General features: G+C 53.9%; 23 protein-coding genes. 7 read left to right on the top strand and 16 right to left on the bottom strand.

Annotated features, from left to right (window positions below):
* Positions 1 to 17: 17 nt before the first annotated feature.
* The 5 genes from proY to phoB all read right to left on the bottom strand — a co-directional run bounded on the left by proY (position 18) and on the right by phoB (position 6,763).
* Positions 18 to 1,442: a proline-specific permease ProY gene (gene proY, locus GW579_RS12120; RefSeq protein ID WP_195823662.1), complete on the bottom strand. Its 1,425-nt coding sequence runs from the start codon at positions 1,440 to 1,442 to the stop codon at positions 18 to 20.
* Positions 1,443 to 1,604: 162 nt separating this feature from the next.
* A complete protein-coding gene (gene brnQ / locus GW579_RS12115; RefSeq protein ID WP_165059281.1) occupies positions 1,605 to 2,924 on the bottom strand; it encodes a branched-chain amino acid transport system II carrier protein in 1,320 nt (439 codons plus the stop codon).
* Between the two features lie 446 nt (positions 2,925 to 3,370).
* Positions 3,371 to 4,474, bottom strand: coding sequence for a cobalamin-independent methionine synthase II family protein (locus tag GW579_RS12110; RefSeq protein WP_152327849.1), 1,104 nt, complete (start codon positions 4,472 to 4,474; stop codon positions 3,371 to 3,373).
* Between the two features lie 256 nt (positions 4,475 to 4,730).
* Complete coding sequence (gene phoR, locus GW579_RS12105) at positions 4,731 to 6,050, bottom strand: phosphate regulon sensor histidine kinase PhoR (RefSeq protein WP_152327848.1); 1,320 nt, start codon at positions 6,048 to 6,050, stop codon at positions 4,731 to 4,733.
* Between the two features lie 23 nt (positions 6,051 to 6,073).
* On the bottom strand, positions 6,074 to 6,763 hold the full coding sequence (gene phoB / locus GW579_RS12100) for a phosphate response regulator transcription factor PhoB (RefSeq protein ID WP_165059279.1): 690 nt from the start codon (positions 6,761 to 6,763) through the stop codon (positions 6,074 to 6,076).
* A gap of 227 nt (positions 6,764 to 6,990) precedes the next feature.
* Here phoB and sbcD point away from each other — a divergent pair, with 227 nt between their 5' ends.
* Positions 6,991 to 8,229 carry an exonuclease subunit SbcD gene (gene sbcD / locus GW579_RS12095; RefSeq protein ID WP_165059277.1) on the top strand — a complete coding sequence of 413 codons (1,239 nt, stop codon included), beginning with the start codon at positions 6,991 to 6,993 and terminating at the stop codon, positions 8,227 to 8,229.
* On the top strand, positions 8,226 to 11,483 hold the full coding sequence (gene sbcC, locus GW579_RS12090; protein WP_165059275.1) for an exonuclease subunit SbcC: 3,258 nt from the start codon (positions 8,226 to 8,228) through the stop codon (positions 11,481 to 11,483). The genes sbcD and sbcC overlap by 4 nt, the downstream gene beginning before the upstream one ends.
* 53 nt (positions 11,484 to 11,536) lie before the next feature.
* Here the strand turns inward: sbcC and mak are convergent, their stop codons facing one another.
* Entirely contained in the window at positions 11,537 to 12,457 is a 921-nt protein-coding gene (gene mak / locus GW579_RS12085) for a fructokinase (protein WP_152327845.1), read from the bottom strand.
* A gap of 210 nt (positions 12,458 to 12,667) precedes the next feature.
* On the opposite strand from mak, the gene rdgC reads away from it, so the two are divergent.
* On the top strand, positions 12,668 to 13,582 hold the full coding sequence (gene rdgC, locus GW579_RS12080; RefSeq protein WP_101075448.1) for a recombination-associated protein RdgC: 915 nt from the start codon (positions 12,668 to 12,670) through the stop codon (positions 13,580 to 13,582).
* Positions 13,583 to 13,650: 68 nt separating this feature from the next.
* Here the strand turns inward: rdgC and ppnP are convergent, their stop codons facing one another.
* The 8 genes from ppnP to GW579_RS12040 all read right to left on the bottom strand — a co-directional run bounded on the left by ppnP (position 13,651) and on the right by GW579_RS12040 (position 20,753).
* Positions 13,651 to 13,941 carry a pyrimidine/purine nucleoside phosphorylase gene (gene ppnP / locus GW579_RS12075; protein WP_101075794.1) on the bottom strand — a complete coding sequence of 97 codons (291 nt, stop codon included), beginning with the start codon at positions 13,939 to 13,941 and terminating at the stop codon, positions 13,651 to 13,653.
* A 194-nt stretch (positions 13,942 to 14,135) separates the two neighbouring features.
* A complete protein-coding gene (locus GW579_RS12070) occupies positions 14,136 to 14,813 on the bottom strand; it encodes an AroM family protein (RefSeq protein WP_165059273.1) in 678 nt (225 codons plus the stop codon).
* A 5-nt stretch (positions 14,814 to 14,818) separates the two neighbouring features.
* Positions 14,819 to 15,748: a DUF1177 domain-containing protein gene (locus GW579_RS12065; protein WP_152327843.1), complete on the bottom strand. Its 930-nt coding sequence runs from the start codon at positions 15,746 to 15,748 to the stop codon at positions 14,819 to 14,821.
* 133 nt (positions 15,749 to 15,881) lie between these two features.
* Entirely contained in the window at positions 15,882 to 17,459 is a 1,578-nt protein-coding gene (locus GW579_RS12060) for an OPT/YSL family transporter (protein WP_152327842.1), read from the bottom strand.
* 68 nt (positions 17,460 to 17,527) lie between these two features.
* On the bottom strand, positions 17,528 to 18,292 hold the full coding sequence (locus GW579_RS12055) for an IclR family transcriptional regulator (RefSeq protein ID WP_165059271.1): 765 nt from the start codon (positions 18,290 to 18,292) through the stop codon (positions 17,528 to 17,530).
* 555 nt (positions 18,293 to 18,847) lie between these two features.
* Positions 18,848 to 19,372: a shikimate kinase AroL gene (gene aroL / locus GW579_RS12050; RefSeq protein WP_165059270.1), complete on the bottom strand. Its 525-nt coding sequence runs from the start codon at positions 19,370 to 19,372 to the stop codon at positions 18,848 to 18,850.
* 276 nt (positions 19,373 to 19,648) lie between these two features.
* Positions 19,649 to 20,227 (bottom strand): class I SAM-dependent methyltransferase, encoded by a 579-nt coding sequence (locus GW579_RS12045; protein ID WP_152327839.1) that lies wholly within the window; start codon positions 20,225 to 20,227, stop codon positions 19,649 to 19,651.
* 250 nt (positions 20,228 to 20,477) lie between these two features.
* The gene (locus GW579_RS12040; RefSeq protein ID WP_152327838.1) at positions 20,478 to 20,753 is read right to left on the bottom strand and encodes a YdgH/BhsA/McbA family protein; all 276 of its coding nucleotides are present in this window, start codon (positions 20,751 to 20,753) and stop codon (positions 20,478 to 20,480) included.
* Positions 20,754 to 21,180: 427 nt separating this feature from the next.
* Here GW579_RS12040 and GW579_RS12035 point away from each other — a divergent pair, with 427 nt between their 5' ends.
* Positions 21,181 to 22,095 carry a DUF808 domain-containing protein gene (locus GW579_RS12035; protein WP_165059269.1) on the top strand — a complete coding sequence of 305 codons (915 nt, stop codon included), beginning with the start codon at positions 21,181 to 21,183 and terminating at the stop codon, positions 22,093 to 22,095.
* 55 nt (positions 22,096 to 22,150) lie between these two features.
* On the opposite strand, the gene GW579_RS12030 is transcribed toward GW579_RS12035, so the two are convergent.
* Positions 22,151 to 22,918 carry a class I SAM-dependent methyltransferase gene (locus tag GW579_RS12030; RefSeq protein WP_165059268.1) on the bottom strand — a complete coding sequence of 256 codons (768 nt, stop codon included), beginning with the start codon at positions 22,916 to 22,918 and terminating at the stop codon, positions 22,151 to 22,153.
* 140 nt (positions 22,919 to 23,058) lie between these two features.
* On the opposite strand from GW579_RS12030, the gene GW579_RS12025 reads away from it, so the two are divergent.
* The 3 genes from GW579_RS12025 to sseA all read left to right on the top strand — a co-directional run bounded on the left by GW579_RS12025 (position 23,059) and on the right by sseA (position 25,411).
* Positions 23,059 to 23,850 (top strand): helix-turn-helix transcriptional regulator, encoded by a 792-nt coding sequence (locus tag GW579_RS12025; protein ID WP_165059267.1) that lies wholly within the window; start codon positions 23,059 to 23,061, stop codon positions 23,848 to 23,850.
* 132 nt (positions 23,851 to 23,982) lie between these two features.
* Positions 23,983 to 24,531 (top strand): GNAT family N-acetyltransferase, encoded by a 549-nt coding sequence (locus tag GW579_RS12020; RefSeq protein ID WP_165059266.1) that lies wholly within the window; start codon positions 23,983 to 23,985, stop codon positions 24,529 to 24,531.
* 34 nt (positions 24,532 to 24,565) lie between these two features.
* Positions 24,566 to 25,411 carry a 3-mercaptopyruvate sulfurtransferase gene (sseA, locus tag GW579_RS12015; RefSeq protein WP_165059265.1) on the top strand — a complete coding sequence of 282 codons (846 nt, stop codon included), beginning with the start codon at positions 24,566 to 24,568 and terminating at the stop codon, positions 25,409 to 25,411.
* Between the two features lie 49 nt (positions 25,412 to 25,460).
* Here sseA and GW579_RS12010 read toward each other — a convergent pair whose 3' ends face one another.
* Entirely contained in the window at positions 25,461 to 26,258 is a 798-nt protein-coding gene (locus tag GW579_RS12010; RefSeq protein WP_193333207.1) for a phosphate/phosphite/phosphonate ABC transporter substrate-binding protein, read from the bottom strand.
* Positions 26,259 to 26,260: the final 2 nt, after the last annotated feature.

The raw sequence follows: 26,260 nt of genomic DNA, 5'->3' as shown, positions 1-26,260 counted from the left end.
GGAAGGTAAGTGCTTGCTTACGCTTTGTTGCTGAGCGCCAGTGCTGCTTTCTTACGGTCGTTACGCAATTTGAAGCGGTAACCGACCAGCAGCGCCACAACCCAAACCAGACCGACATACAGCGACACGCGGGTATCCGGGAAGTAACCAATCAGCCCGATAATAAACACCAGGAAAATGATCCCGAAGACCGAGGTATAAACGCCGCCGCGTAGCGGGAATTCCAGCTCTTTAATCTGCTGTTTGCTGAGCTTGCGACGGAAACCGATCTGGGAGAACAGGATCATAATCCACACCCAAACGGTCGCGAATGTCGCCAGAGACGCAATCACCAGGAATACGCTGGACGGCATGATGTAGTTCAGATAAACCGCCACCAGCAGCGCCGCCATCATCACCAGAACTGTGACCCACGGCGTGCCAAGACGCGAAACTTTGCTGAACATTTTAGGCGCCTGCCCCTGCTCTGCCATACCGTGCAGCATACGGCCCACGCCGAACACGTCACTGTTAATCGCAGAAAGAGACGCGGTGATCACCACGAAGTTCAGAATGGTTGCCGCCGCCGCAATCCCCATGTGCTGGAACGTCAGCACGAACGGGCTGCCCTGCGTCCCCACCTGATTCCATGGGAAAATCGACATAATCACAAACAGCGTACCCACGTAGAACACCAGAATACGCAGTGGAACGGAGTTGATGGCTTTCGGAATAGATTTCTTCGGGTCTTCCGCTTCACCGGCGGTAATACCGATGATCTCGATACCGCCATAGGCAAACATCACCAGTTGCAACGACAGGATCGTGCCCATGATGCCCTGGCTGAAGAAGCCGCCGTTCGTCCACAGATTGTGGATACCGGTCGCCTGCCCACCGTTGCCAATGCCCCAGAAGATAATACCGAAACCGGCAATGATCATGATGATGATGGTGAAAACTTTGAAGAAGGAGAACCAGAACTCCAGTTCACCGAACACCTTCACGCTCACCAGATTGATAGCGCCGATAATCAGCACCACACTCAGCACCCAGGTCCATTGTGGTACATCCGGGAACCACACGCCCATGTAAATACCGAACGCCGTAACATCGGCAATCGCGACAATCAGAATCTCAAAACAATACGTCCAGCCGGTGATGTAGCCGGCCATCGGCCCGAGATAATCCTGCGCGTAACGGGAGAACGACCCGCTCTGCGGATTATTAACGGACATCTCACCCAATGCACGCATGATGATAAATGCGATGATCCCGCCGACCAGATAGGCAAGCAGCACGCTTGGTCCGGCCATTTTGATGGCATCGGCAGATCCGTAAAATAAACCGGTACCGATGGCTGATCCCAGTGCCATAAAGCGAATATGGCGCGTTGTCAGGCCACGTTTTAGCTTCGTGCCTGGCGCTTCTTTTTGCTCTGTTGGTTGTTCAGCTTCTTGCTGCATGTGCATTAACCCGTATGTTTTTTAAATATCAAAAGTGCGTATTTTAAGAAATTAACTTTTTTACCTGCCAATGAAAAAGCCACGGAAGATTCTCCGTGGCCCGATTGGCGAAACATTCAGCAGACTAATTATATTTTATGCCGTTGAACATTCACCAAATGATCATTGGTGCGCAGTGACGCTACGCGGACCGCTGATTTTGTCATAAATACCGGCCAGCACCAGCATTAATAATGACGGCGGTAACCAGGCCAGACCTTGCGCCGCCAGCGGCAGGTTCGCAGTCCAGGCTGGCATCAGATCTGCAAAAGCAGAAGCTTTGATGCCGTCAACAATACCGAAGACCAGGCTGACAACCATCACAGGTGCGACGATACGCGTAGTGCTGTTCCACCAGCGCAGGGTAAAGCTCAGTACAACCAGCGCAATACACGGCGGATAAATCGCAGTCAGAACCGGTACGGAAATCTGAATCAGATGGCTCAGGCCCAGGTTGGACACCAGCATTGAGAACAGACCCAGAATGAAGACCAGCGTTTTATATGACAACGGCAGATACTGAGCGAAGAACTCAGCACAGGCGCAGGTCAGACCAACCGCGGTGACCATACAGGCGATGAAAATCAGCGCACCGAGGAAGAAACTACCCACGCTGCCAAAAGTATGTGCCACGTAAGCATGCAGGATCACCGCGCCGTTTGTTGCATTTGGCACCAGCGAGGCACTGTTTTCGCCCAGTTTGAACAGACTCAGATAGACCAGCATCAGGCCCAGACCGGCAATCAGCCCTGCCAGAACCGTATAACGGGTCAGCAGTTTGGCATCGGTCACGCCACGCGAACGTGCGGCGTTAACGATAACAATCCCGAAGACCAGCGCGCCCAGCGTATCCATCGTCAGATAGCCGTTAACAAAACCGCTGGAGAACGGCACCGTCTGGTAAGCGTCAACCGCAGGCATGGACTGACCGGCAGGCCATAGCAGTGCAGCGATACCCAGCGCGCCCAGCGCCACCATTTTCAGCGGTGCAAGGAAATGCCCGACGGTATCGAGCAGACGGCCCGGATACAGGGAGATACCAATCACCAGAGCGAAATAAATCACGCTGTAAATCAGCAGAGGCAGCGGGCCGTCACCGGTCATCGGTGCGATACCGACTTCAAAGGAAACCGTCGCCGTACGCGGTGTGGCAAACAGCGGGCCCACAGCCAGATAACAGACAGTCGCCAGAAGAATACCGGCACCACGACCAATAGGCGTACTCAGGGCGTCAACACCGCCACCGACGCGCGCAAGCGCAATCACAGTCATCACAGGAAGCCCTACCGCCGTGATCATAAACCCGGCAGCTGCCCACCAGACTTCATGACCGGCCTGCAAGCCTACCATCGGCGGGAAAATGATGTTTCCTGCCCCGACGAATAAGGCGAAGGTCATGAAACCCAGCGCCAGAATATCTTTATTTGTTAAACGAGTACTCATGATTGGTGTCGTGTTGCCTGTTCAAATGAATAAAGTGTCCGATGCTGTCGTCGTGCTACTCCGTCAGAAGGATGAATGGCGTTGTCATAGCCAGAGAACACCAATGTGAGGATCGGAGTGAGCTAAAAACGCCTGATGATATGCAGATGATTACGTTGTTATGCAGGGAGTATCGAGCGACAGCGGGGCTTAAGGTAAACGTTTATAGCGTAGAAAGGCAAGCCGTGATCGAAAAAGCAGAGTGTTCAACCAGATTAATACGACAAAGCAGTAACAATCACTAAATACCTTCCAAAACACGCAATATGATATGTATGATTTTTGAACGAACAAAGCACAAGATATGCTCCGATAAGATTAAAAATGCGTGAAATCACCATTCACAGGTCATTTCACGCACAATATCCAGCATTTTTACGAGGGCAAAATTTAGCCGCTTTCCGGATTTACCAGACGCGGGCGGCGATATCCACCACCAGTTTAAGTTTTTCCCACTGCTGCGCTTCGGTCAGGCTATTGCCTTCTTCCGTAGACGCGAAGCCACACTGCGGGCTCAGGCAAATCTGGTTAATGTCCAGATATTCAGCCGCCTCTGCGATCCGTGCTTCCACGGTTTTCGCCAGCTCAAGTTCACCGGATTTGGTGGTAATCAGCCCCAGAACCGCCTGCTGATGACCTTTTTTGATGAAACGCAGTGGCTCAAAACCGCCTGAACGTTCATTGTCATATTCCAGGAAGAAGGCGTCGATATTCACACCGCCAAACAGAATCTCTGCCACCGGCTCATAGCCACCTTCAGAAATCCAGGTTGAACGGAAGTTACCGCGGCAAACATGCAGGCCAATCACCAGATCGTCAGGTTTACCGGCGATGGCTTTGTTGAGCACGTCAGCGTAAGTACGTGCTAACTCTTCCGGAGAGTCACCCCGTTCGCGGATTTGTTTCTTCTGATCTTCAGAACACAGATACGCCCAGACGGTATCGTCGAGTTGCAGATAACGACAGCCGGCATCGTAAAAGGCTTTGATCGCGTCCCGGTAAACCTGTGCCAGATCGTCAAAATAGTCTTTCAGATCAGGATAAACGTCTTTGCTGATAGCATTTCGGCCACCGCGAAAATGCATCACGCTCGGGCTGGGAATAGTCATTTTCGGCACAGCCGTTCCGCTGATACTTTTCAGGAAACGGAAATCTTCCAGCATCGGGTGCGAACCAAAACCGAGTTTGCTCACCACTTTGATACTGCGCGCTTTCGTCTGTACGCCGTTGAACTGGATCCCCTGAACCGCATCATAACCTTCCACCCCTTCCAGGCCTTCGAAGAAGTCAAAGTGCCACCACGCACGGCGGAACTCGCCATCCGTCACCACCTGCAGACCGGCTTCACGCTGCAAATCCACCACACGGCGGATTTCAGTGTCTTCCACCGCGCGCAGCTGTACTGCATTAATTTCACCGGCCTGAAACTGTTTGCGGGCTTCTTTGATCGCGGCCGGACGCAGGAAACTGCCAACGACGTCAGCGCGGAACGGAGGGGTAGTACGTTGCATGAAAACTCCTTATGGCATCACGCCCCTGGCGGAATGCGAATGATTTACAAAGTAAATAATTACGTTGCGTTACCTGTAGACATCTGGATGTCTAAACGGCTTTAAGGCCATACTGTCATGCAGCCTGTTCACTCACAACAGAGGAATTTTCATGGGACGTGAAATAAATTCATGATCATCAGGCAGAATCGCGCCATAAACAGAAATGAAAAAGCCTGCTATCGGCTGATAACAGACTTTACGTAAATTGCTGAAATTAAGGTTTTACGGTGACCGGGGAGTCTGAACCCTGAGGAACAATCAATTTTGGTGCCAGCGTGAACATAAACCGCGTGCCGACACCGACTTCGCTGAGAACTTCGAGTTTCGAATTATGGTGGCTGAGCGCATGTTTTACGATGGCGAGCCCCAGTCCGCTGCCGCCGGTCTGGCGTGAGCGCGCCTTATCCACACGGTAAAAACGTTCGGTCAGACGCGGTAAGTGCTGCGGCGCAATGCCCGGCCCGTTGTCACTTATCTGAAACTGCGCGCCATGTTGAATTTGCTGCCAGCTGACTTCAATCCGCGTGCCCGGCGGGGTGTGATTCACGGCGTTATACACCAGATTCGACACCGCACTGCGCAGCTGATCTTCATTGCCAAAGACTTTCAGCTTTTCGTTTACGCGAAACACCACTTCATGTTTCCCGCCGCTTAACGTCTGCACTTCCCGCTCAAGCATGCTGAGCATCACCGGAATATCGACCTTCTCGTGCATATCGATATTGGCGGATGCTTCGATTTTCGACAGGGTCAGAAGCTGCTTCACCAGCCCGTCCATGCGCCTCGTCTGCTCCTGCATCGTATCCAGCGCTTTGGTGCGGAACGGCTCTTCCAGCTTGGCGTCTTCCATCATTTCCAGATACCCCTGCAACACAGTGAGCGGCGTGCGAAGTTCATGGCTGACGTTGGCAAAGAAGTTACGTCGCGCGCCTTCGAGCTGACGCATCTGCGTGACGTCACGCGCCACCATCAGAAGCTGCCCCTCGGAATACGGCATCACGCGAAACTCGACGTAATGTTCATTATTGAGTTGCAGATTCAGGGCACGGCTGAAGTCACGGGTCTGGATCCAGGTGCGGAATTCCGGATAACGCAGCAGGTTAAAAATATGCTGGCCGTTATCTTCCGGCCAGCGGAAACCGAGCAGATCCTGCGCCAGTCCGTTACACCAGAAGATATTGCCTTCTTCCGTCGCCAGAACCACCGCATCCGGCAGCGATTCGGCACCGCTGCGGAAACGTTTGATCAACTGACCTAATTCACGACGACGTCGCCGGTTGCGCATCTGCATCTGGTTCAGCCCGTAAAACAGCGGTTCCCAGCTCCAGCGCCCGTTCGGCGGGGTGATGCTGCGGTCAAGCCACAGCCAGTGAGAGAGTTTAAGCTGATTGTAATAATTCCAGCCCAGCGCCGCGACCAGCGACGCAAAGAGGAGCCAGCCGAAATGGCCGACGAAAATTCCGAGGATCAGGGCTGGCAGACAAAAGAGAAAAAATTCGCCGGCCAGACGTTTCCATGACAAACGTTCTAACACACAGGTTCTCCGCTGTGGGGGACTCAATAACGCGTTGAGAAACGATATCCGGTACCACGAACAGTCTGGATCATTCTGTCATGTCCACTGGTTTCCAGCGCTTTACGCAAACGACGAATATGCACGTCTACCGTGCGATCTTCCACATAAACGTTAGTGCCCCACACGTTATTGAGCAACTGTTCTCTGCTGTAAACGCGTTCGGAATGGGTCATAAAGAAGTGTAACAACTTAAATTCGGTCGGCCCCATATCGAGCGCCTGCTCGTTGGCCATCACCCGGTGAGACGACGGATCCAGACTGAGCCCCAGCATGTCGATCACTTCTTCGACCGCCATTGGCGAAATCCGGCGCATCACCGCTTTAATACGGGCAACCAGTTCTTTTGGTGAAAACGGTTTAGTGATGTAATCATCGGCACCGACTTCCAGGCCGCGCACCCGATCTTCTTCTTCACCGCGAGCGGTCAGCATCATCACCGGAATTTCGCGGGTCAGTGCTTCACGTTTAAGGTGCTTAATAAACTGAATACCGGAACCGCCGGGTAGCATCCAGTCGAGCAGGATCAGTTCTGGGTAAGGTTCCACTAACTGGCCAATCGCTGAATCAAAATCTTCAGCTTCTACTGCCTGATATCCATTCTGTTCCAGTACAAAACACACCATTTCACGGATTGGAGCTTCGTCTTCAACCACCAATATACGTCTAGCCATCGTAGGTCCTGCCAATAGGTTAGCGATCTTTTATTTGATTGCGGGCGCCATTATGCGTCAGTTTTGTGACAGATTTATGAATGAAAATGATGGTTCATTTAAGGCAAATATGACAGATAAATTCCCGCCATCCTGCTGAAATTGGTCTGATTTATCGGGGACAGGTTCCCCCGCCGACGTTTATACTTTGCACCATTGTCGTCATACAGGGTTCACACGGGAGTCTCATGCGCCTGATCCACACCTCCGACTGGCACCTCGGCCAGTACTTTTTTACCAAAAGCCGCGCCGCTGAACATCAGGCATTTTTGCGCTGGCTGACCGGTCAGGTGCAGCAGCATCAGGTGGACGCCGTCATTGTCGCCGGGGACATCTTTGATACCGGTTCGCCGCCCAGTTACGCCCGCGAGTTGTACAACCGCTTCGTGGTGGAATTACAACAAACCGGCTGTCAGCTGGTGGTGCTGGCCGGGAATCACGATTCCGTCGCCACGCTCAATGAATCCCGCGAACTGCTTTCGTGCCTGAATACGCGGGTGATCGCCACCGTAGGCGAAAATCTGGAGGAACAGGTTTTAGTGCTGAACACGCGTGAAGGCCAGCCCGGCGCGGTGTTGTGTGCCATTCCGTTTTTGCGTCCGCGCGATTTACTCGCCAGCCAGGCCGGACAGTCCGGCAGCGACAAACAGCTCGCGTTGCAGGAAGCCATTGCGGCGCATTATGACGCGCTGTATCAGGCCGCACTGGCGAAGCGTCAGAAACTTGGTGTGCCGTTGCCCATTATCGCTACCGGCCATCTGACCACCGTCGGCGTCAGCACGTCTGACTCCGTGCGCGACATCTATATAGGCACGCTCGACGCCTTCCCGGCCCAGGCATTTCCGCCGGTAGATTACGTGGCGCTCGGGCATATTCACCGCGCCCAGTGCGTCGCAAAAACCGAACATATCCGTTACAGCGGCTCGCCGATTGCCCTGAGTTTTGACGAACTGAGCAAAGCCAAAAGTGTGTACTTACTCGATTTCGACGGCGCAACGCTTAACGCCATCGACACGCTGGAAATCCCGGTTTTCCAGCCCATGCAGATCATCAAAGGTTCGCTGGCTGAAATCGAAAAACAGCTGGCGCAGTTTGCAGGCGGCGATACGCAAAAGCCGGTCTGGCTGGATATCGAAGTCGCCACGCAGGACTATCTCAGCGATATTCAGCGACGCATTCAGGCGCTGACGGAAGATCTGCCGGTAGAAGTCGTGCTGTTACGCCGCAGCAAAGAACAGCGCATCCACAGTATTGAGCAGCAGGAAAAGGAAACGCTGAGCGAGCTGAGCGTCAGTGACGTGTTTGAACGACGTCTGGCGCTGGAACCGGATCCTGATGAGCCGCGTCAGGCGCGGATGCGCACGCTGTTTGCGCAGGTCGTTGAACAGATCACCAGCGGTCAGAATGCGGAGGACGGCGCACAATGAAAATTCTCAGCCTGCGATTAAAAAACCTGAACTCGCTGGAAGGCGAATGGAAAATTGATTTCACCGCTGAGCCGTTTGCCAGCAACGGTTTATTTGCCATCACCGGCCCGACCGGCGCGGGGAAAACCACCCTGCTCGACGCCATTTGTCTGGCGCTTTATCACCAGACACCGCGTCTGAACGTCACGCCGAGTCAGAATGAACTGATGACCCGCCACACCGCCGAATCGCTGGCGGAAGTCGAGTTTGAGGTCAAAGGCATTGGCTACCGCGCGTTCTGGAGCCAGCGCCGGGCCAAAAACTCGCCGGACGGCAATTTACAGGCGCCGAAAGTGGAACTGGCACTGCTGGCCGATGGAAAAATTCTGGCCGACAAAGTGCGCGATAAACTTGATGCCATCGCCGAGCTGACCGGGCTGGATTTTGGCCGTTTCACCAAATCAATGATGCTTTCACAAGGCCAGTTCGCCGCGTTCCTGAATGCCGATGCCAACGACCGCGCGGAATTGCTGGAAGAACTCACCGGCACCGAAATCTACGGGCGGCTTTCTGAGCGCGTGTTTGAACAACATAAAGAAGCCAAAAATCAGCTCGACGGTTTGTATCAGCGTATGGCAGGTATCGAGTTGCTCAGCGAAGAGCAGCGTCAGGCGTTTGAAACGGAACTGGCCGCGCTGAACGCGCAGGAAATTATCCTCAGCCAGCAGGCGCTTCAGCGCCAGAAGGATCTGAACTGGTTGCAACAATGGCAGCAGGTACAGCAAAAATATCAGCAATCTCAGCAGCAGCTGACGGCGGCAGAGCAGGAAAACCTCGCCGCAGCGCCGCAGTTGCAACAACTCGCGCGCAGTGAACCGGCTGAAAAGCTGCGTCCGCTGCTCAGCGACCGGTTGCGCTGTGAGAAAGAAACACAGGAGTTACAGCAAGCGCTCACGCAACTGGTTCAGCAACAGCAACAACAGGCCGCACAGATGACACCGCTGGCTTTGGCGCTGGAACAGGCGAAAACCGCTCGCCAGAAACAGGCCGGAGAGCAGCGCCAGCTACAGACGCTGATGGACGAAAAAGTTCTGCCGCTGGATAGCGAAATTGCCCGGTGGCACAAATCACTGACTGACACGCAGCAGGCCGTCAGTGAAGTACAGAAACAGGCCAGTGAGCATAACGCGACGCTGGCGAAAATCACCGAAGAACGGCAGAAACTGGAGGTACAGAGTCAGCAGCATCAGGCGAAACACACCACGCTGACCGCCGCGCTTGAGACTCAGCAACAGCGTCAGGTTGAACTGGAAAAACAGCAGCCGCTGACGGCGTTGCAGAAGCGGCAATCTGAACTGGCGCAACTGCGTCCGGTACGCCAGCAGCTGTTCTCACTCGCACAGATTTTCCCTCAGCTCGACTCACGTGTCCGTCAGCAGCATCAGGATTTTGCGCAGAATCAGACGGCAATCGCGGAAGAAGAAGAACGCCTTGGCAAAATCCGTCTGCAATGCCAGAAACAGCTCGAGCATCTGAATGATGTCAAAGCGCGGCTGAAAAGCGAGGAACTGATCGTCAGCCTGACGGCAGAACGCGCGAATCTGCAAAGCGGCCTACCCTGCCCGCTGTGCGGTTCCACCTCGCATCCGGCGATTGAAAGTTATCAGGAGATCAAACCGTCTGAAACGGCGCAGCGTGTTGAGAAAATGCAGCTGGAATTTGATGCAGCGAAAGCCAGCGGAATCGAACTGGCCGCGAAAATTAAAAGCCTGAAAGAACACCAATTGCGCCTGCAAACGCAGCTTGAGCACGACCAGCAGCAACTGAACGCGCATCTCGAAAACTGGAAGAAAATCAGCGCTCCGCATGGTCTGACGTTCACCCTGAATGATGCGGCGGACATTCAGCAATGGCTGGCGTCATGCGATCAGGAAGAACAGCAAACACAGGAAACCCTCCGCCAGCATGAACAGCTGGCCCGTGCGCTGCAACAGGCGAAAGACGCCCTCAGCGAAGCCGCCGGCGAACAACAAAAAGTCCAGCAGCAAAGTGCATTGCTGGCAGAGCGTTTTACGCTGACGCAGCAAAACCTGACGAAGTCTCTGGAACAGCTTGAACGCCTGCAAACCCAGTATGCGGATGGCGAGAAAACGCTGAAGGAACTGACGGCGCAGCGCACAGAACTCTTCGGCGCCCGTCAGGTTACGCAGGTTCGCGAGCACTTACATCAGCAACAACAGGCCGCCGAGAAAGCGGTCAGCGAAGCCGAGACTGCCCTTCACCGGGCGCAGGAACTTCGCGACAAACTGGCCGGTCAGCTCGCCAGCACGCAATTGCAACATCAGCAGGCCACGGCCCGTCTGCATCAGGCACAAACAGACTGGCAACAGGCGCTGGCCCACAGCGAGTTTGCGGATGAAGACGCAGTGAAACTCGCGATGCTCGACGACGCATTACGCCAGCAACTCCTTGAGCGTAAAGACCAGTTGCAGAAACAGCGGGTACAGGCTCAGGCGTTGTTAAGCGACGCGAAAGAGACACTGGAGAAACAGCGGCTCGCACGCCCGGCGCATCTGAGTGAATACGAAAGCGATCTCACGGCGCTGATGGCCGAGCAGGAATCGCTGTCACAAAGCCTGAAAGCGCTGCAACAGCGCACCGGCGAAGTGAGTAATCAGCTTAAATTCGACAAGGAACGAAGCGGCAGCCAGCAGCAGTTAATCGCGCAGATTGCGCAGGCGCAGCTGACCTGTGATGACTGGGGATATCTTAATCAGATGATTGGCTCCAGCGATGGCGCGAAATTCCGTAAGTTCGCGCAGGGGCTGACGCTGGATCATCTGGTGTATCTGGCGAACCGCCAGCTGGAAAAACTGCATGGCCGTTATCTGTTGCAACGTAAAACCAGCGACGCGCTGGAGTTGCAGGTTGTCGATACGTGGCAGGCAGACGCCGTGCGTGATACCCGCACGTTATCCGGCGGCGAGAGTTTCCTGGTCAGTCTGGCGCTGGCGCTGGCGTTGTCAGATCTGGTGAGCGATAAAACCCGCATCGATTCGCTGTTCCTCGACGAAGGTTTTGGTACGCTCGACGCCGACACGCTGGACACCGCGCTGGACGCCCTCGACAGCCTGAACGCCTCCGGTAAAACCATTGGCGTGATCAGCCACGTTGAAGCGATGAAAGACCGCATTCCGGTGCAAATCAAAGTGACCAAGGTGAACGGGCTGGGCGTCAGCCGCCTGAGCAGTGAATTTAAAGTCCCGTCGCAGTAACCGATACAGCCGCATGATGGCGTGACATCATGCGGCTTTTGTCTGCCAGAAAATTACAACGCGAAGCGCGACTGCGGCCACAACCAGGCTGCACCGCGAACACCGCTGGAATCGCCGTGAACCGCTTTAAGGATCGGCGTTTCACATTCGCCGCCAAACACCCACTGTTTGATCAGCACGGGAACGGTCTGGTACAGACGATCGACGTTGCTCATGCCGCCGCCAAAAACGATGACATCCGGATCCAGAATATTCACCACGTTGGCCAGCGCTTTCGCCAGACGACGCTCGTAGCGGCCCAGCGCCAGCTCCGCCGTTTCGTCGCCCTGCTCAACAAGCTCAATAATTTCCGCACCTTTCAGCCGCTGGCCTGACAGCCGGAAATAATCTTCTGCAAAACCGGTGCCCGACACAAACGTCTCCACGCAGCCGGATTTGCCGCAATAGCACGGCACGTCGCGGGCAAACTGGATTTCTTCCTCGTCCTGCCACGGCAGCGGGTTGTGTCCCCATTCGCCTGCATTGCCGTTGCCGCCCGCGTGCGCCACGCCGTTAAGCGCAATACCGGAGCCGCAGCCGGTACCAATAATCACGGCAAACACGGTGTGACGGCCTGCGCCTGCGCCATCAGTGGCTTCGGAAACCGCCAGACAGTTCGCGTCGTTAGCAATATGCACTTCGCGTTTGAGCAACAGCGCCAGATCTTCATCCAGCTGCTGGCCATTTAGCCAGACCGAGTTGGCATTTTTCACTTTACCGGTAAACGGCGAAAGCGTACCGGGGATCCCAAGGCCGACGCTGCCGTGCTGGCCGGTGGCTTTTTCGGCGTCCAGCACCAGACCTTCAATCGCTTTCAGCGTGCGTTCGTAATCATTTCTTGGCGTATCCACCCGCTTGCGGAACAGTTCTTTCCCTTCGCCGGATAACGCGATGACTTCTATTTTTGTGCCGCCTAAATCAATGCCAATTCGCACGTTTTCTCTCCTGTTTCTGCCGGTAGGGTCAGTTATTTTTGAGGTTAAATCAGTGTAGAAGCTCGCTGCTGTCGTCACCAGAATAAGCTGTTATGCAATGTTTCATGCTGCGGTGATTTCTTAACGACGACCGGCGCTCAATTGGTTATCATGCCGCCCTGCATTCATTTAATCAGCGTACCACGAGTGCGCCGGGACAGGGATAACGCCATGTTATGGTTTAAGAATTTGTTGGTATACCGTTTGAGCCGTGAAGTTTCGTTATCTGCTGACGAAATGGAAAAACAGCTCAGCGCTTTCACCTTTACCCCGTGCGGCAGCCAGGATATGGCGAAAACCGGCTGGGTTTCACCAATGGGTTCCCACGGTGGCGACGCGCTGACTCACGTTAACGGCGGTCAGATCCTGATCTGCGCCCGTAAAGAAGAAAAAATCCTGCCTTCTCCGGTCATCAAACAGGAGTTACAGGCGAAGATTGATCAGCTTGAAGGTGAGCAACACCGTAAGCTGAAGAAAACCGAAAAAGATTCCCTGAAAGACGAAGTGCTGCACAGCCTGATGCCGCGCGCATTCAGCCGTTTCAGCCAGACATTCATGTGGATCGACACCGTTAACGGCCTGATCATGGTCGATGCCGCCAGCGCGAAAAAAGCGGAAGACATGCTGGCGCTGCTGCGTAAAAGCCTCGGTTCACTGCCGGTTGTGCCATTAACCATGGAAAGCCCGATCGAACTGACGCTGACCGAATGGGTGCGTTCAGGCCAGACGCCTGCCGGTTTTGCCCTGCAGGACGAAGCCGAGCTGAAAGCGATTCTTGAAGAAGGCGGCGTGATCCGCTGTAAGAAACAGGCGCTGGTCAGCGACGAAATCGCCACGCACATCGAGAATGGCAAACTGGTCACCAAGCTGGCCGTCGACTGGCAGGAACGCATTGCCGTTGTTCTGGCCGACGACGGCAGCATCAAACGTCTGAAATTCAGCGACGTGATCCGTGACCAGAACGAAGACATCGATCGCGAAGATTTCGCCGGACGTTTCGATGCTGATTTCGTGCTGATGACCGGTGAACTGGCTGCATTAATCCAGAATCTGATTGAGGCGCTGGGCGGCGAAGCCCAACGTTAATTTCAGGTCTGCAAGAATAAGAAAAGGCGCTCATTGGCGCCTTTTCTTTTTTGCTGTGTCTGAATGATTTATTTGGTCAGATACTTGCAGAGATACGACGTGGTTTCGCCGACCTGCAAATTGAATTCACTTTTACCCGGAATGTAGAAGGTTTCGCCCGGTTTGAAGACCTGCCAGTCCGGAGAACCCGGGATCAGCACTTTCAGCGAGCCGCTGATGACGGTCATTTCTTCCGGCTTAGCGGTGCCGAAAGTGTATTCGCCGACGGCCATCACGCCAACGCTGGCTGAACCCGTACTGTCGCTGTCAAAACCAATCGACTTAACTTTCCCGTCAAAATACTCATTATTTTTCAACATAGATTGGCCCTTTGCGATAATTTTCAGAGCCTCCATATTAGGGGCACAAACCTCATTCTGTCACTGATTATTACCGCTTTATCTGCACCAGACGACACCGCCCGCAAAGCGGCGTCGCTGATTTGATTTTAGCGTCGCACAGTGCCATTGTGGGTGGCTATCCGCTCCGCACATAACCGCTTTACTCCCCGGCGTCAGACGATCAGTTCCGCCGCCAGTTTTGCCATCAGCACGTTCGACAACAGAACCGGAATGCTGAGATGTTTTTTCAGCAATTCGGCGTGATGCCGCGTGTAACCAATACAATCGAGTACCACCACTTCCGCACCCTGCTGCGCCAGACGCATCGCCGCTTCGATAATGGTCTGGTCATCGGAAATATACGGGCTGGCCACCGCAAAGCACGGCGGTTTGGACAGCTTCCGCCATTTGCCAGACTGCTCGACGATCTGCTCTTCGATCGGCACGACAATTCCTGCGCGATGCCCGCCGACAATCGCACCAATCAGTGGCGGGATAATCCGGTCAGGCTCGAGCAGAAGCGCATTGCGGGCGTGCAGCTTTTTAAATTCGCCGGTACACAGCAGCAAAATAGTCATGCAGCCGAGCGCTTCCAGAACGTCGATTTTTTCCTGTAATCCGCGCTCAACCCGATGCGCCGCCATGGTGACCTGCGAACCGTCCAGCAAACGCGAAACCAGCACCGCATCGCCTTCCGCAGGCGCATATCGCTGCTCAATTTGCTCCGTGCTCATTCCGTCCAGCAGGCCCACGTGGGTCACTGATTTGGCCGGCAGATGCGCCATCAGCAGCGGCATAATATCGCTGCGCGGCGCCTGTCCAATGGTTAACGTCGCAAAGGTCGTGATCATAAGGCTTACTTCCGGTTTTGCAGGTGGCGCAAGCTTCCGTACAGCGACAACAGGAGTTGATATTCGTCGGCATCAAAGAACTGGCACGTACCGCGCCCGAATTCTTTTGCGACTTCCACGGCAAACTTCGCCGCCAGGGCGATATCCACTTCATGGCTCGCGCCGGTACCGCAGCCCGGCACCACAGATTCTGCCGTGATCGCAACGCCAACCACCGGAACGCTGGTCGCCGTTGACGGCTGCAAAATGCTGTTGAGGTGATGAACGCCGTTGCCGTAGGGCGTAATGTCCTGTGTGGTGACAGGGAAAGTGACCGCCGGCTTGCCGCTGGTCATCTCCATAATGCGCACAAGGTCTTCGGAAACACGCAGGATGTAGCCCTCTTTCACCGTCGGCGAAATGGCGTAACCCTTGTGATTGATAATGCGGTTGCCCTTGGTGGTATCGATGGAAAGGATCGCATCCACGCCGTCGACGACTTCGTTGTCATTCATAGTCACGTCGTCGATCGGCGAATCCATGAAATCTACCGGATCGTGCGGGCGGGTTGGCGCGTTCGGGCAGATGTGGGTAGTGATAATGACATCGCCTTCCAGCGTATCGCCTTTACGCTGCATGTCCGCCAGTTTCAGCGCACAGGTTACCGCAGCAATCGCGCCGTCCGCGTCGGACACCAGACCAATACGCGTCGGGCGTGCACCAATCCCGCCCAGACGGCCGATAATCCCCAGCGTCGGCGCAGTGCCGCCACTGCTTTTTCCTTTGCTGCCAGGCACGGTGATTCGGACGAAATCCGTGCCGCCTTTCGGGCCATCCGCACGGTTTGTTCTGGCGATAACGCCCGGATAACGGGCAAATAAATCCACAACATCCTGACCGCTGACGTGTGCGCTATCCATCAGTTCAAATACCGTTAATGTCTGTTGCAAACTCATCACAAAATCCTCTTAAAACTTCGTGACCGGCGCACAGGCGCAAAAGCCAAAACGGTCACGAACGCTGTTCATCATCGGAACAGTCAGTGTTTAATGCTGGCCAGATAACGGCCCTGGTGTTGGCAATAACGCTTTACTTTTTGGCACTGAAAACCGAGGTGAAGAAGCTGTAAAGTGCGTCACCGGCAATAAAACCTGCCGCCAGCACTTCCATTGGCGTACGCCCTTTTTCACCCCAGATACGAATAATGATGATGCGCAGCACGATACCGCAGACTACCGCCCAGCCCGCCATCACGCTGTTGATCAGAAGCCCGGTCGCCAGCAGTACGCCGAGCTGGCGTTTTGGGCCGCCAATCAGCTGAATCAGCGCGCCCGGAATCGCCCAAATCAGCAGACTGTGAGCGATCCCCGGCTGAGCACCGGCCTGAATGGTTTTGGCGTAAACGCGCGCCACCGGCGGCACCAGATCCTGCGCGAAGTAGCCGTAATGGGCGTACCACACCACAGGGATCGCAATGATAAAAGCCAGCAACGCGGCGAATAACTGAATGCGACGCCCCGCCAGTTCGGCCCGTAAGTCTTTACCATAACCGCGCAGAATGAATCCGGCTTTCAGGTCGAAGCCCATATCGGCAAACGCCGGGCCGGTCGCGGCGGTAAAGCCGGTCAGCACGCAAAGTGCCAGCGGCGGGAAACCAATCAGAATGCCGATAATCAACGTGATCAGCGCCACGGCAAACGCCGGGAACCAGCCGGAATGCATGGCCGCAATGCCGACGATCAGCTCGTGGAAGAAAGCGGCAAAGGCGGCGTAAGCCACGAACGCAATCAGCATGCCGACGGACATTTCGCTGTATAACCCCCCGGCCAGTGCCAGCAACGCAGCAATCGCGATATAGCCGAATGCGCCCAACCCCAGCGCCGTACGCACTTCTTTCGCCGGCTGGGTAAACGTCGTGCGTGCATCGGCATTTTTAGCGCGAACCACCTGAATCACCTGAATCAGCGAAACCAGCCCCGCGCCGACCATCATGCCGTGCGGAATGTACAGGGCATTAAGATCCAGCCCGGCCACCGGTTGTGCGTAAGCGCGGATCAGCAATCCGATGCCGAACATGCTGAGCGCCCAGATATTACCGATGAATGCCGTCCCAAACGCCGCCATCGGAATTTTCAGTACCGCGCCACCGAGCCCGATCACCACGCCCGCCACCAGCAACCACGCCTGACGCCCGCCGTTATCGCCGGCTTTGATCGCTTCCGCCGCCGCCACGCCCGGGGGCCAGGCGTTACTGGCCGGGAAAACTTTGGTATCGAAGAGGCGGTAAAGCAGATAGGCGTCCAGCAGCATCGCGGCGGCAACACCGATAAACATCGGCATAATCAGCTGCGGCTGTCCGAGAACATAAGGCACGGCAATCGGCATCAGCAGGCTGTTTGCTGCGCCAAAAGTTGCGGAAGAAATGACGGTCTGCGCCAGATTCTGGGTGTGGATTGAACGGTAACGCTGAAAAGCCTGCATCGGAATGCGGGCCAGCAGCATGGCAAACAGCGCGCCGATAATAGAGGTATTAGGCGTAACACCTAACGTCGTTATTAACTGGACCCCGATGATAGCGCCTAAAATAGACAGAATAATCATCACGATGAGCGTGCCAATATCCTTTAGCGGATTTTCCTTATTATCTTTTGCACGTTGGTCTGACATAAGGCCCCTGGTGTTGGCTAAAAATGAATAAATAATCCGGGTCCGTTACTGGTCCTTGCGATGAAAAATCATTGCCAGTACTCATCACCCAATTTTTCGGCGACTTGCCGGGTCACAGCAATTAATCCTTCTTTTATGCCTTTCGGAATATTTTTACCCTGTTCGGGAGAAGGGAATGACAAACAAAGCCCTACCGTTTCATTTCTGTGTTTATTAAAAATGCTGGTCGCTAAAGAACTGATGCCCTGAAGCGTTTCATTATTGGCAAACGATAATCCTGTCTGCCTGACTTCCGCCAGCCTGGTCAAAAGAAGATCCATATTTGCAGGGGAATTGACGGAGTTAACCTGATATTCCCCGTTAAAACGCTGAACCACCTCTTCGTCGCTAAAACGCGCCAGGATCGCACGGCCAATGGCGGTCTCATGCGCTGGCAGCAGGCTTCCGGCTGGCGTCACTACTTGTAAATAGGTTCTGCCGGGGAACATACGCATGACCATAATGTCGCGCCCTTCCAGCATCGACACATAGCCCGTGCATTGCGTCAACTGACTCAGTTGCGTCATATACGGTGAAACAGAATCCACCAGCGGCACGGATAAATAATGGCTGGAGACTGCCAGCAATAATTTACCGATCCGGTATAAACGGCTGTCCTGATCGCGTTCCAAAAGCCCTTGCGTTTCCATCGTCATCAGTAAACGTGAAACGGTACTTTTCGGTAATTTTAAATTTTCGACCACGTCACTGAATGACAAGCCGGGATGTCCCTGCCGGATCCCCTGGGTTGAAAATAACTTCAGCACCGCAGCCGCATTTTCTAAAGTGGTCATAAAGGAGTAAGTTCCGGTATATGGAACAGGGTTCCTGTTAAGTTAAATAAAAACTAAAGCTGATACGTGTCAGCGTCAAGACGTTTATTTAACCGCCAGAAGAAGACAGATAAATGAATATGCTTAAAGAAATTCCTAAAGCAATCGAATGGCGAGGAGAGGGAAATGAATGCCGAGTATTTATGAAGTGAACGATGTAAAACTCAGCAGATTATTTTGATTAAATATTACGCAAAATATACAACGCGATCGAAGCTTCGACCAGAATGATCGTGATCGACCAGATTGCGGGCATGGCTTTACTGTGCTGGTTAAAGAAAGACATCAGGGGTTTCATCATCGGGTCCGTTGTGGGTTTTCAGCGTCACGGCGCTGCGTCTAAGTAATCACCTGAGTTATTAGTTTACGCCCGCTCATACACCAGTACAATACTTAGGCGAATGTGATCCCTGTCACGAGAAATGGCCCGTTTTGTTTACAGCTTAACACCGGATTTCAGGCAAAAAAAACGGGCCTCAGAGGACCCGTCGTGATGACGTTTTACCGCAGATGACGTTAGCGCGCCATCGGCAACGCCAGTGCATTCATGACAGAATTCACTACCCGCGCAGGATCCTGAGTACCATCCACCACGTGGTGAGCGGCTTCCTGATACAGCGCTTCGCGTTCGTTCAGCACCTGCATCATTTCTTCGGTGATAGGCCTGCCGGTCAGTGTCGGACGCTGATCTTCCTGCGGAGCATCTTCCAGACGATTTGCCAGCGTCGTTGCTGGTGAACGCAGATAAATAACCGTTCCGGCTTCCCGCATAAAATCACGGTTTTCCTGCGCCAGCACCGCGCCGCCCCCGGTCGCGATCACAGTCAGCGGTGAGCAGACAGCTTTCAGGGCTTCGGTTTCACGGCGACGGAACCCCTCCCAGCCTTCACGGTCGACAATATCTGCCACGCTGAGGCCTGAGGTGCGTAACAGGTATAGATCGGTATCGACAAATTTGTAGCCCAGCGCTTTTGCAAGCTCACTGCCAACTGTCGTTTTACCCGCGCCACGCGCGCCTACCATGAAAATGGGTTGTGTCATTACCGCTATCCTTTATTCCCCGAAAGTCCCGTATCTCACCTGATGAAAATCCATCATCAATATGAAGTCTTTGTCGCAAAAAGTGGTCTGGTGTACTGGTTTGCGCTGTACTCGCGAGATAGTACAACAAAAAAGCCTCACTGGCAGATTTTTGTCACCTGCCGGTGAAGCTTCTGTAGCGTTTTATTTACGCCATTCAGGGCATCATACTGAAAAATCCTTGTAGCGCAATGCCCTGCAAACCTCTCAGACAGCAAGAATGTCTAAGTGGCTGTATCAGCGGGGTTTACAGATATACACAATGGCCGGTGGAAAATTCTTCACCACGCGGATTTTTTTCCAGGTGAAATAGCGCGACAGCAGTTTCTCAGACATCTGGCTGTACTGAAACAGAACCAGCACGCCGTCTTTGCTTTTCAGCTGCTGCTGCGTTTTTTGCAAAATCTTCATGCTGGTTCGCACCGGCATCGACAACAGCGGCAGGCACGAAAACACTGCGTCATAATCCGTGCTCATGTGCTCGGCAGAATGCGCCATCACCTGCAAACGCCGGTCTTCCATCTGATTAAGCTTTCGGACAAACGCGGGCTGAATTTCAAACGCTTCCAGCTTCGCATCAGCGCGCATCCGGCTGAGGATCCGCCGGGTCAGTACGCCATCTGCGGCACCCAGCTCTGCGATATCCAGCGACGTCGTCCAGTCAATCTGGCTCAGCATCGCATGGCACAACCATGGCGAGGACGGCATCAGCGTCCCCATCGTCCGTGGTGAGGTAATAAAATTCTGCAGATAAAAAAACTGGTTCTGAAGCGAAAGACCGGTGTTCTTAATTGTCATTCTCGCGGTATTCAACATATTAACTCCTCCTGAGGAATCAGACCCCCATTAAGCCAAAAAATTCTTAAGAAATGATTAATAAGGGGAATAAACATCAGAAAGTTTTAACTCAGAAAAATCACATGGGATGATTCTCAAAAAGGTCAAAAATAACAGAGGTGGCACAAATAATAAAAAGGCCAATGTCAGGTGACATTGGCCTTCTCACACTTATTAGCTAAATAACGTCTTAATAAAAATTTTTCGTTATCAGCAGATAATTTTAATCTTATTTATACAGCTCAACGTTCGCACGGGTCAGGCTGGAATCACCGGGAGTACCGGCACCGACTACGCGGTAATGTGTCGCGCCTTTATCGCTGGCAATCTGTTCCAGCTGGTCATGCAGGCTGCCAGGGACTGTGCTTGGTGCACTCACTGAAACCATACCCAGTGACTGGTAGTTACCACTTTGCGCCTGCATTTCAGAGATAGGCGTTGCGGCAAGTGCTGAGAATGAAGCGACGGTAATTACAGCTGCAGTAAACATAGGTAAGAGTTTCATAATACGCACCTTTCTTTTGTTAGTTTCGTTAATTAATGGAGCGGAAGTAATCCGTTGAATTAATTATCGGCGAATCAATGAAAGGGGACGTAATGCAACGTAAAGAAGTTTAACCATTGTGGTAAAAATAAGGAGAGAATGAAAGTAAACATTTCCTGCCAGATAACTGGCCGAAATTCAAAGATATTTAATGGAGAAAGTATGGAGAGTTTTCAAAGTTATTTATAACCCGCACAACATTCGCACAAATCGACGAGAGAGTGCAATCGCTGTTATGATTATTTTTTAGGGTTTTACCTGTCGCCGTGATCACCTGCACAGCCGTGGCGACAGAAGAACGGTTTTCGCGTGTGCGAAAACTGATTTTAACAACAAAATTCCCTGCATCTTCTCTGCGGAATGATGACCGGGACATAAGGGAGTGTTTATGGCGGGTGGCAGCCTTCTGGCCTTGATCGACGATATTGCATCCATACTTGATGATGTAGCCGCAATGAGTAAGGTCGCGGCAAAAAAAACAGCCAGTGTGTTGGGAGACGATCTGGCACTGAACGCGCAACAAGTTTCCGGTGTTAAAGCCGACCGGGAATTGCCGATTGTCTGGGCGGTGGCAAAAGGTTCGATGGTCAATAAGGCCATTCTGGTACCGCTGGCGCTGCTGATCAGCGCGTTCATTCCATGGGCAATTACGCCGCTGCTGATGATTGGCGGTGCGTACTTATGTTACGAAGGCTTCGAGAAAATCGCGCACAAACTGATGCCCGGCGATCATCATGAAGAGAAACCGGCGACACCGCAGGTAAAAGATGAGGCCGATGCCAAAAAACGGGAGAAAGAAAAGGTAAAAGGTGCCGTACGTACCGATTTCATTCTTTCTGCTGAAATTATCGTGATTTCGCTGGGTATCGTCTCATCCGCGCCGTTTATCAATCAGGTCACCGTTATGGTGCTGATTGCCGTCGCCATGACCATCGGCGTTTACGGGCTGGTCGGCGCGATAGTCAAAATTGACGACGCGGGTTTGTATCTCAGTAAGCTGTCGGGCGAGAGCAGTGTGATGAATGGCGTACGCGCGTTCGGCCGCGTCATCGTGAACGCCGCCCCGTGGCTGATGAAAACCCTTTCTGTCGTTGGCACAATCGCGATGTTCCTGGTGGGCGGCAGTATTATCAGTCACGGTTTGCCGTTTATGCACAGCCTGATTGAACCACTGACCCACGGCCACGAAAGCTGGATCAACACGCTGATTACCGGCGCAACGGATTTAGTGGTCGGCCTTATCGTCGGTGCCGCCGTTCTGGCACTGGTAATGCTCGGGAAGAAGATGTTCGGGAAGAAATAGCGCAGCATAGCTTCCGCCCTCCTCTCACAGGAGGGCGAAACCCCTTTCAGGCACTTTACCCCTTAGAAGCCACCAGCATCATAATGTCGCTGGTAAACGAACCGTCGGGCTGGATCTCAAAGTGGCGGGCAACGTCGTCTGACATCTTTTTTTGCAACTCGCGGATGGCGACGGAGAAATGCTCCGGCGTGCGCATGCGGGCAATCCAGCTGGTGAATTCCAGCACCAGACGGTCGGTGGTGACTTCGCCGGCAATCAGACCGGCTCCGGACGCCATTTCCAGCCATTCGCCCGGAGAATAGTTGCGGACGTGAGAGGTATCGCGCAAAACCTCGACCGTTTGCAGATAGATATCCAGCAGCGGATGCCCCGGCGACACCACGTCCATCATGATAAATTTGCCGCCCGGTTTCAGCACACGCGCCACTTCACGCAGCGCCAGCCCGACATCGTGCCAGTGGTGCGCGGAATACCGGCTGATGATGATATCTGCACTGGCGCTGGCGAACGGCAGTGATTCTGCCACCCCCTGCTGAGTGGTGATATTTTCCAGTTGCTTATCTTTCGCCGCCTGCGCCACCACTTCCAGCATTTGCACCGACAAATCATAGGCAATCACATTTTTTACGGCACGCGCCGCAACAAAACTGGCGTGCCCTGCGCCGCAGCCCAGATCAATGACCTGCGCATCCGGGAATGGCGCCAGTAAAACGGCCAGACGTTGTAAATCTGCGCCCTGCGAGTGAACGGCGCTCGTCAGGTAATTTTGCGCCTGCGAACCAAATTGCTTATCGACCGCCTGACTGTGGGTATTTGTTGTCATTTTCATTGCTCCTGTTTGCCTTATTATTTTCGTCGAAACGCCGGTTTCAGATGACCTCAAAATCACTATAGGCATTGTTCTATACGGGTACAATATGAGCATTTATACTGGTATGAGTTACTTCCAGCCTGAGAAAAAATATGATTGATAACATAGAGTCGCTCAGCGGCCCGGGAGCTTTAGGCGCCTTTTTACGCACGCATCGCGAACGCGTCACGCCGGAAATGGTGGGCCTTCCCGGTTCTGCACGGCGCAGAACCAGCGGGCTGCGGCGCGAGGAGCTGGCACAAATCAGCGGCATCAGCGCCACGTGGTATACCTGGATTGAACAGGGGCGCGATGTGTCTGTTTCTGCCGCCACGCTTGACAGGCTGGCGAAATCCCTGCAAATGGAACCGGCCGCCCGCGAATATTTGTTCAGTCTTGCGTCGGTGAAAGATCCGCTTGCCGTGCCCCTGTCCGGCGCACCGGATGACAGCCTGAAAAATTGCGTCAATCAGATCACAGGCCCCGGTTATCTGCTCGACAGTTGCTGGAATGTGCTGGCGTGGAATCCCCCCGCAGGTGCGTTATTCAGCGGCTGGCTGGGAAAAGTTGAACGGCCTAATCTGCTGGATTTTATGTTTCTGCATCCGCTTTCCCGGCAGCTGGTACCCGACTGGGCAGAACGCGCTAAACGCGTGGTGGCAGAATTTCGTGCTGAGACCAGTCATTACGCTCATTCCGACGCCGTGCGTCAGAAAGTGATCAGCCTGCGCGGGCAAAGCAGCGAATTTAATCAGTGGTGGACGCAGCAGGAAGTGCTGGCGCGCGAAGGCGGCGCGCGGCGTTTTAACCACCCGCTCAGTGGCGAAACGCGGTACCGGCAGCAAACGTTTTTCCCGGCGGGTTATGCCGATTGCAAACTGGTGATGCTGGTGCCGGAAAGCTGAATTGCGCTGACGGACAGCCTGCTGTTTTTTCTCACTTATTTGATCTCTACGCTAATTGACATCCAGCGGCCGGATATGTGAGGCTGATTTGATTGGTTTCATAGATGATTTCCGGCTTCCAGGACACCGCAGATGATGACACGCCAGATTTATCAGGACGAAAAAATCGAGATCCGCGCCGCAACCGAACTGGAAGCGATCACGCATTTTGCTGCCGTTCAGGCTTCCGTCGCCGAGATTGGCGAGTGGGAATCCTGGTGTACAGATAAATATTCGCTGGAAGACAGCAGGAAATATCTCACCGACAGCGAGCACAAACGTCATCGCGGCACAGAATTCAATTTCTGTCTGTTTGAACGCGCCACCGGCAATCTGATTGGCAGCGTGGGCATCAACCGCATCAGTCAGGATTATAAGTTTTCTAATCTCGGCTACTGGATCCGCACCGGTTATACCGGTCAGGGTCTGGCCACGCTGGCGGTCAGGGCCACGGCGCAGTTCGCGTTTAAAGAGCTCGAACTGACGCGACTGGAAATCGTCGCGATGGACGGCAATGACCGCAGCCGCCGCGTCGCGGAAAAAGCGGGCGCGACGTCCGAAGGTTTACACCGCAACCGGCTTTATTATCATGGTCAGCCGCGCGACGCCTGGATGTATTCCCTGATCCCTGGCGATCTCTGAGGCTGGCTCCACAAAAAAGATAAGGCAACAGAACATGACTTTCTCTACCCATACCGTTTCTACCGACTGGCTGGCGAAGAATCTGAATTCACCGGACGTGGTCATTATCGATTGCCGTAAATCGAAACCGGGTATTACTCCGCCGATTGATTTTCATGGCAAATATCTCGAGGCGCACATTCCCGGCGCCATTTATGTCGAGGTCGACAGTATTTCCGACTGCACCACCGGCCTGCCGCACATGATGCCAACAGCAGAAGAATTCTCCGCGTCGATGAGCCGCCTTGGCGTGGCCGATACGCAAACCATCGTGCTTTACGATGAAGGGGATTTGTTCTCCGCCCCGCGTGTCTGGTGGATGCTGACCAGTTTCGGCGCGAAAAGCGTGCGCGTGCTCGATGGCGGGCTGAATGCCTGGATTGCCGAAGGTAAACCAACTCAGAGCGGCGAACACACCCGCGTGCCGTCGACGTTCAATGCCAGACTGGTGCGCCCGGTCGTCGCCAGCGCGCAGCAGGTGAAAGATGCCATCGGTAAAGTGCAGATTATCGATGCACGCTCGCAGGCGCGTTTCAAAGCCGAAGCACCGGAACCGCGTCCGGGACTGCACGGCGGGCATATTCCACAGAGCCTCAGCGTACCGTTTACCGAACTGACGCAGGAAGGTCGCATGAAATCGCCGCAGGAGCTGAAAGCAACATTTGAACGGTTGGGGGTGGATCTGAATAAACCGGTGATCACCAGCTGCGGTTCCGGCGTTACCGCCGCGGCGCTGGCTTTCGGGCTTGACGCGCTGGGCGTGAAAGATGTGCTGTTGTATGACGGTTCATGGGCCGAATGGGGCGATGTGAACGAAGATTTCCCGATAGAAACGCACTGATTATCCGCGGGATCTGACAGACAAAACCGGACGCTGAAGCCCGGTTTTTTTAGCTGACAGATTCCGGCATCAGCTCACGCACGCCAAACTCCTCAGCAATTCTTTTCATCTGCCTGATCACTTCATACGCCGGTCGCGGCACCTCGGTAAACGCTTCAATCAGCAACGGTTTACTCACCGGTTCGCGGGAAACTTCATGCAATGCCTGTCTCAGCATCGCCAGATGTTCAGGGGACGTCTGCGCGGAGGTGATCAGCGGAAGCCCCGGCACGGCAGCCGTTTGCCCGACGACAACCAGCCCGCTGACCCGTTCAGGATCGGTGCGACGCAGCAGTTCGAGAGTCACGCAGTCAATCGCCGCAATGTCGGCTTTATGCTGCTGCACGTACAGAAGTGATTCGAGATGGCTGCCGGTTGCCAGCGCCTCAGAGAAGTATTTTCCGTTTTCGGCCAGCGGCGCAACCAGTGCGCGCAGGCTGTTGTAGCCTGACTGCGAATCTGTGCTGTTGAAAGCCAGCCTGCGATGGCGAAAGCTGGTCAGATGTAAGCCGCTGTGTTCTTCACGCGCCAGCAGAAAGCTGCGGTAGCGAAAACCATCACAACCGGGCGCACGGTAACTGAATGTGCCAACCAGCTGCACCTGCGGCAGGCTTTCCACCAGCGGGAAACCGCAGGTCTGGCTCAGCAACAAATCTTTATTCTGCCAGTGCGCCAGCAAATTCGTCGGCCAGCTCAGTGAAACCGGCAGCGGTTTCATGCCCAGCCGCTTGAGTTTACCCAGTAAAGCGACGGTGAAAATTTCCACGTCCAGCGGAGAAATGGCGTACATCGGTAAAGACATCAGCATGA

The sequence above is a fragment of the Rahnella contaminans genome, from assembly GCF_011065485.1.
Taxonomy (GTDB): domain Bacteria; phylum Pseudomonadota; class Gammaproteobacteria; order Enterobacterales; family Enterobacteriaceae; genus Rahnella; species Rahnella contaminans.
This window is presented reverse-complemented; position numbering and strand designations above follow the sequence as displayed.

Excerpts from the sequence above, each read along its gene's own strand:
- GW579_RS12110 (WP_152327849.1), bottom strand. The coding sequence starts at position 4,474 with ATGCAACGTACTACCCCTCCGTTCCGCGCTGACGTCGTTGGCAGTTTC.
- GW579_RS12045 (WP_152327839.1), bottom strand. The coding sequence starts at position 20,227 with ATGTTGAATACCGCGAGAATGACAATTAAGAACACCGGTCTTTCGCTT.
- GW579_RS12070 (WP_165059273.1), bottom strand. The coding sequence starts at position 14,813 with ATGATCACGACCTTTGCGACGTTAACCATTGGACAGGCGCCGCGCAGC.
- proY (WP_195823662.1), bottom strand. The coding sequence starts at position 1,442 with ATGCAGCAAGAAGCTGAACAACCAACAGAGCAAAAAGAAGCGCCAGGC.
- sseA (WP_165059265.1), top strand. The coding sequence starts at position 24,566 with ATGACTTTCTCTACCCATACCGTTTCTACCGACTGGCTGGCGAAGAAT.
- GW579_RS12010 (WP_193333207.1), bottom strand. The coding sequence starts at position 26,258 with ATGCTGATGTCTTTACCGATGTACGCCATTTCTCCGCTGGACGTGGAA.
- ppnP (WP_101075794.1), bottom strand. The coding sequence starts at position 13,941 with ATGTTGAAAAATAATGAGTATTTTGACGGGAAAGTTAAGTCGATTGGT.
- sbcD (WP_165059277.1), top strand. The coding sequence starts at position 6,991 with ATGCGCCTGATCCACACCTCCGACTGGCACCTCGGCCAGTACTTTTTT.
- GW579_RS12035 (WP_165059269.1), top strand. The coding sequence starts at position 21,181 with ATGGCGGGTGGCAGCCTTCTGGCCTTGATCGACGATATTGCATCCATA.
- rdgC (WP_101075448.1), top strand. The coding sequence starts at position 12,668 with ATGTTATGGTTTAAGAATTTGTTGGTATACCGTTTGAGCCGTGAAGTT.
- GW579_RS12025 (WP_165059267.1), top strand. The coding sequence starts at position 23,059 with ATGATTGATAACATAGAGTCGCTCAGCGGCCCGGGAGCTTTAGGCGCC.
- brnQ (WP_165059281.1), bottom strand. The coding sequence starts at position 2,924 with ATGAGTACTCGTTTAACAAATAAAGATATTCTGGCGCTGGGTTTCATG.
- aroL (WP_165059270.1), bottom strand. The coding sequence starts at position 19,372 with ATGACACAACCCATTTTCATGGTAGGCGCGCGTGGCGCGGGTAAAACG.
- GW579_RS12060 (WP_152327842.1), bottom strand. The coding sequence starts at position 17,459 with ATGTCAGACCAACGTGCAAAAGATAATAAGGAAAATCCGCTAAAGGAT.
- GW579_RS12020 (WP_165059266.1), top strand. The coding sequence starts at position 23,983 with ATGATGACACGCCAGATTTATCAGGACGAAAAAATCGAGATCCGCGCC.
- GW579_RS12055 (WP_165059271.1), bottom strand. The coding sequence starts at position 18,292 with ATGACCACTTTAGAAAATGCGGCTGCGGTGCTGAAGTTATTTTCAACC.
- phoB (WP_165059279.1), bottom strand. The coding sequence starts at position 6,763 with ATGGCTAGACGTATATTGGTGGTTGAAGACGAAGCTCCAATCCGTGAA.
- GW579_RS12030 (WP_165059268.1), bottom strand. The coding sequence starts at position 22,918 with ATGACAACAAATACCCACAGTCAGGCGGTCGATAAGCAATTTGGTTCG.
- GW579_RS12065 (WP_152327843.1), bottom strand. The coding sequence starts at position 15,748 with ATGAGTTTGCAACAGACATTAACGGTATTTGAACTGATGGATAGCGCA.
- GW579_RS12040 (WP_152327838.1), bottom strand. The coding sequence starts at position 20,753 with ATGAAACTCTTACCTATGTTTACTGCAGCTGTAATTACCGTCGCTTCA.
- sbcC (WP_165059275.1), top strand. The coding sequence starts at position 8,226 with ATGAAAATTCTCAGCCTGCGATTAAAAAACCTGAACTCGCTGGAAGGC.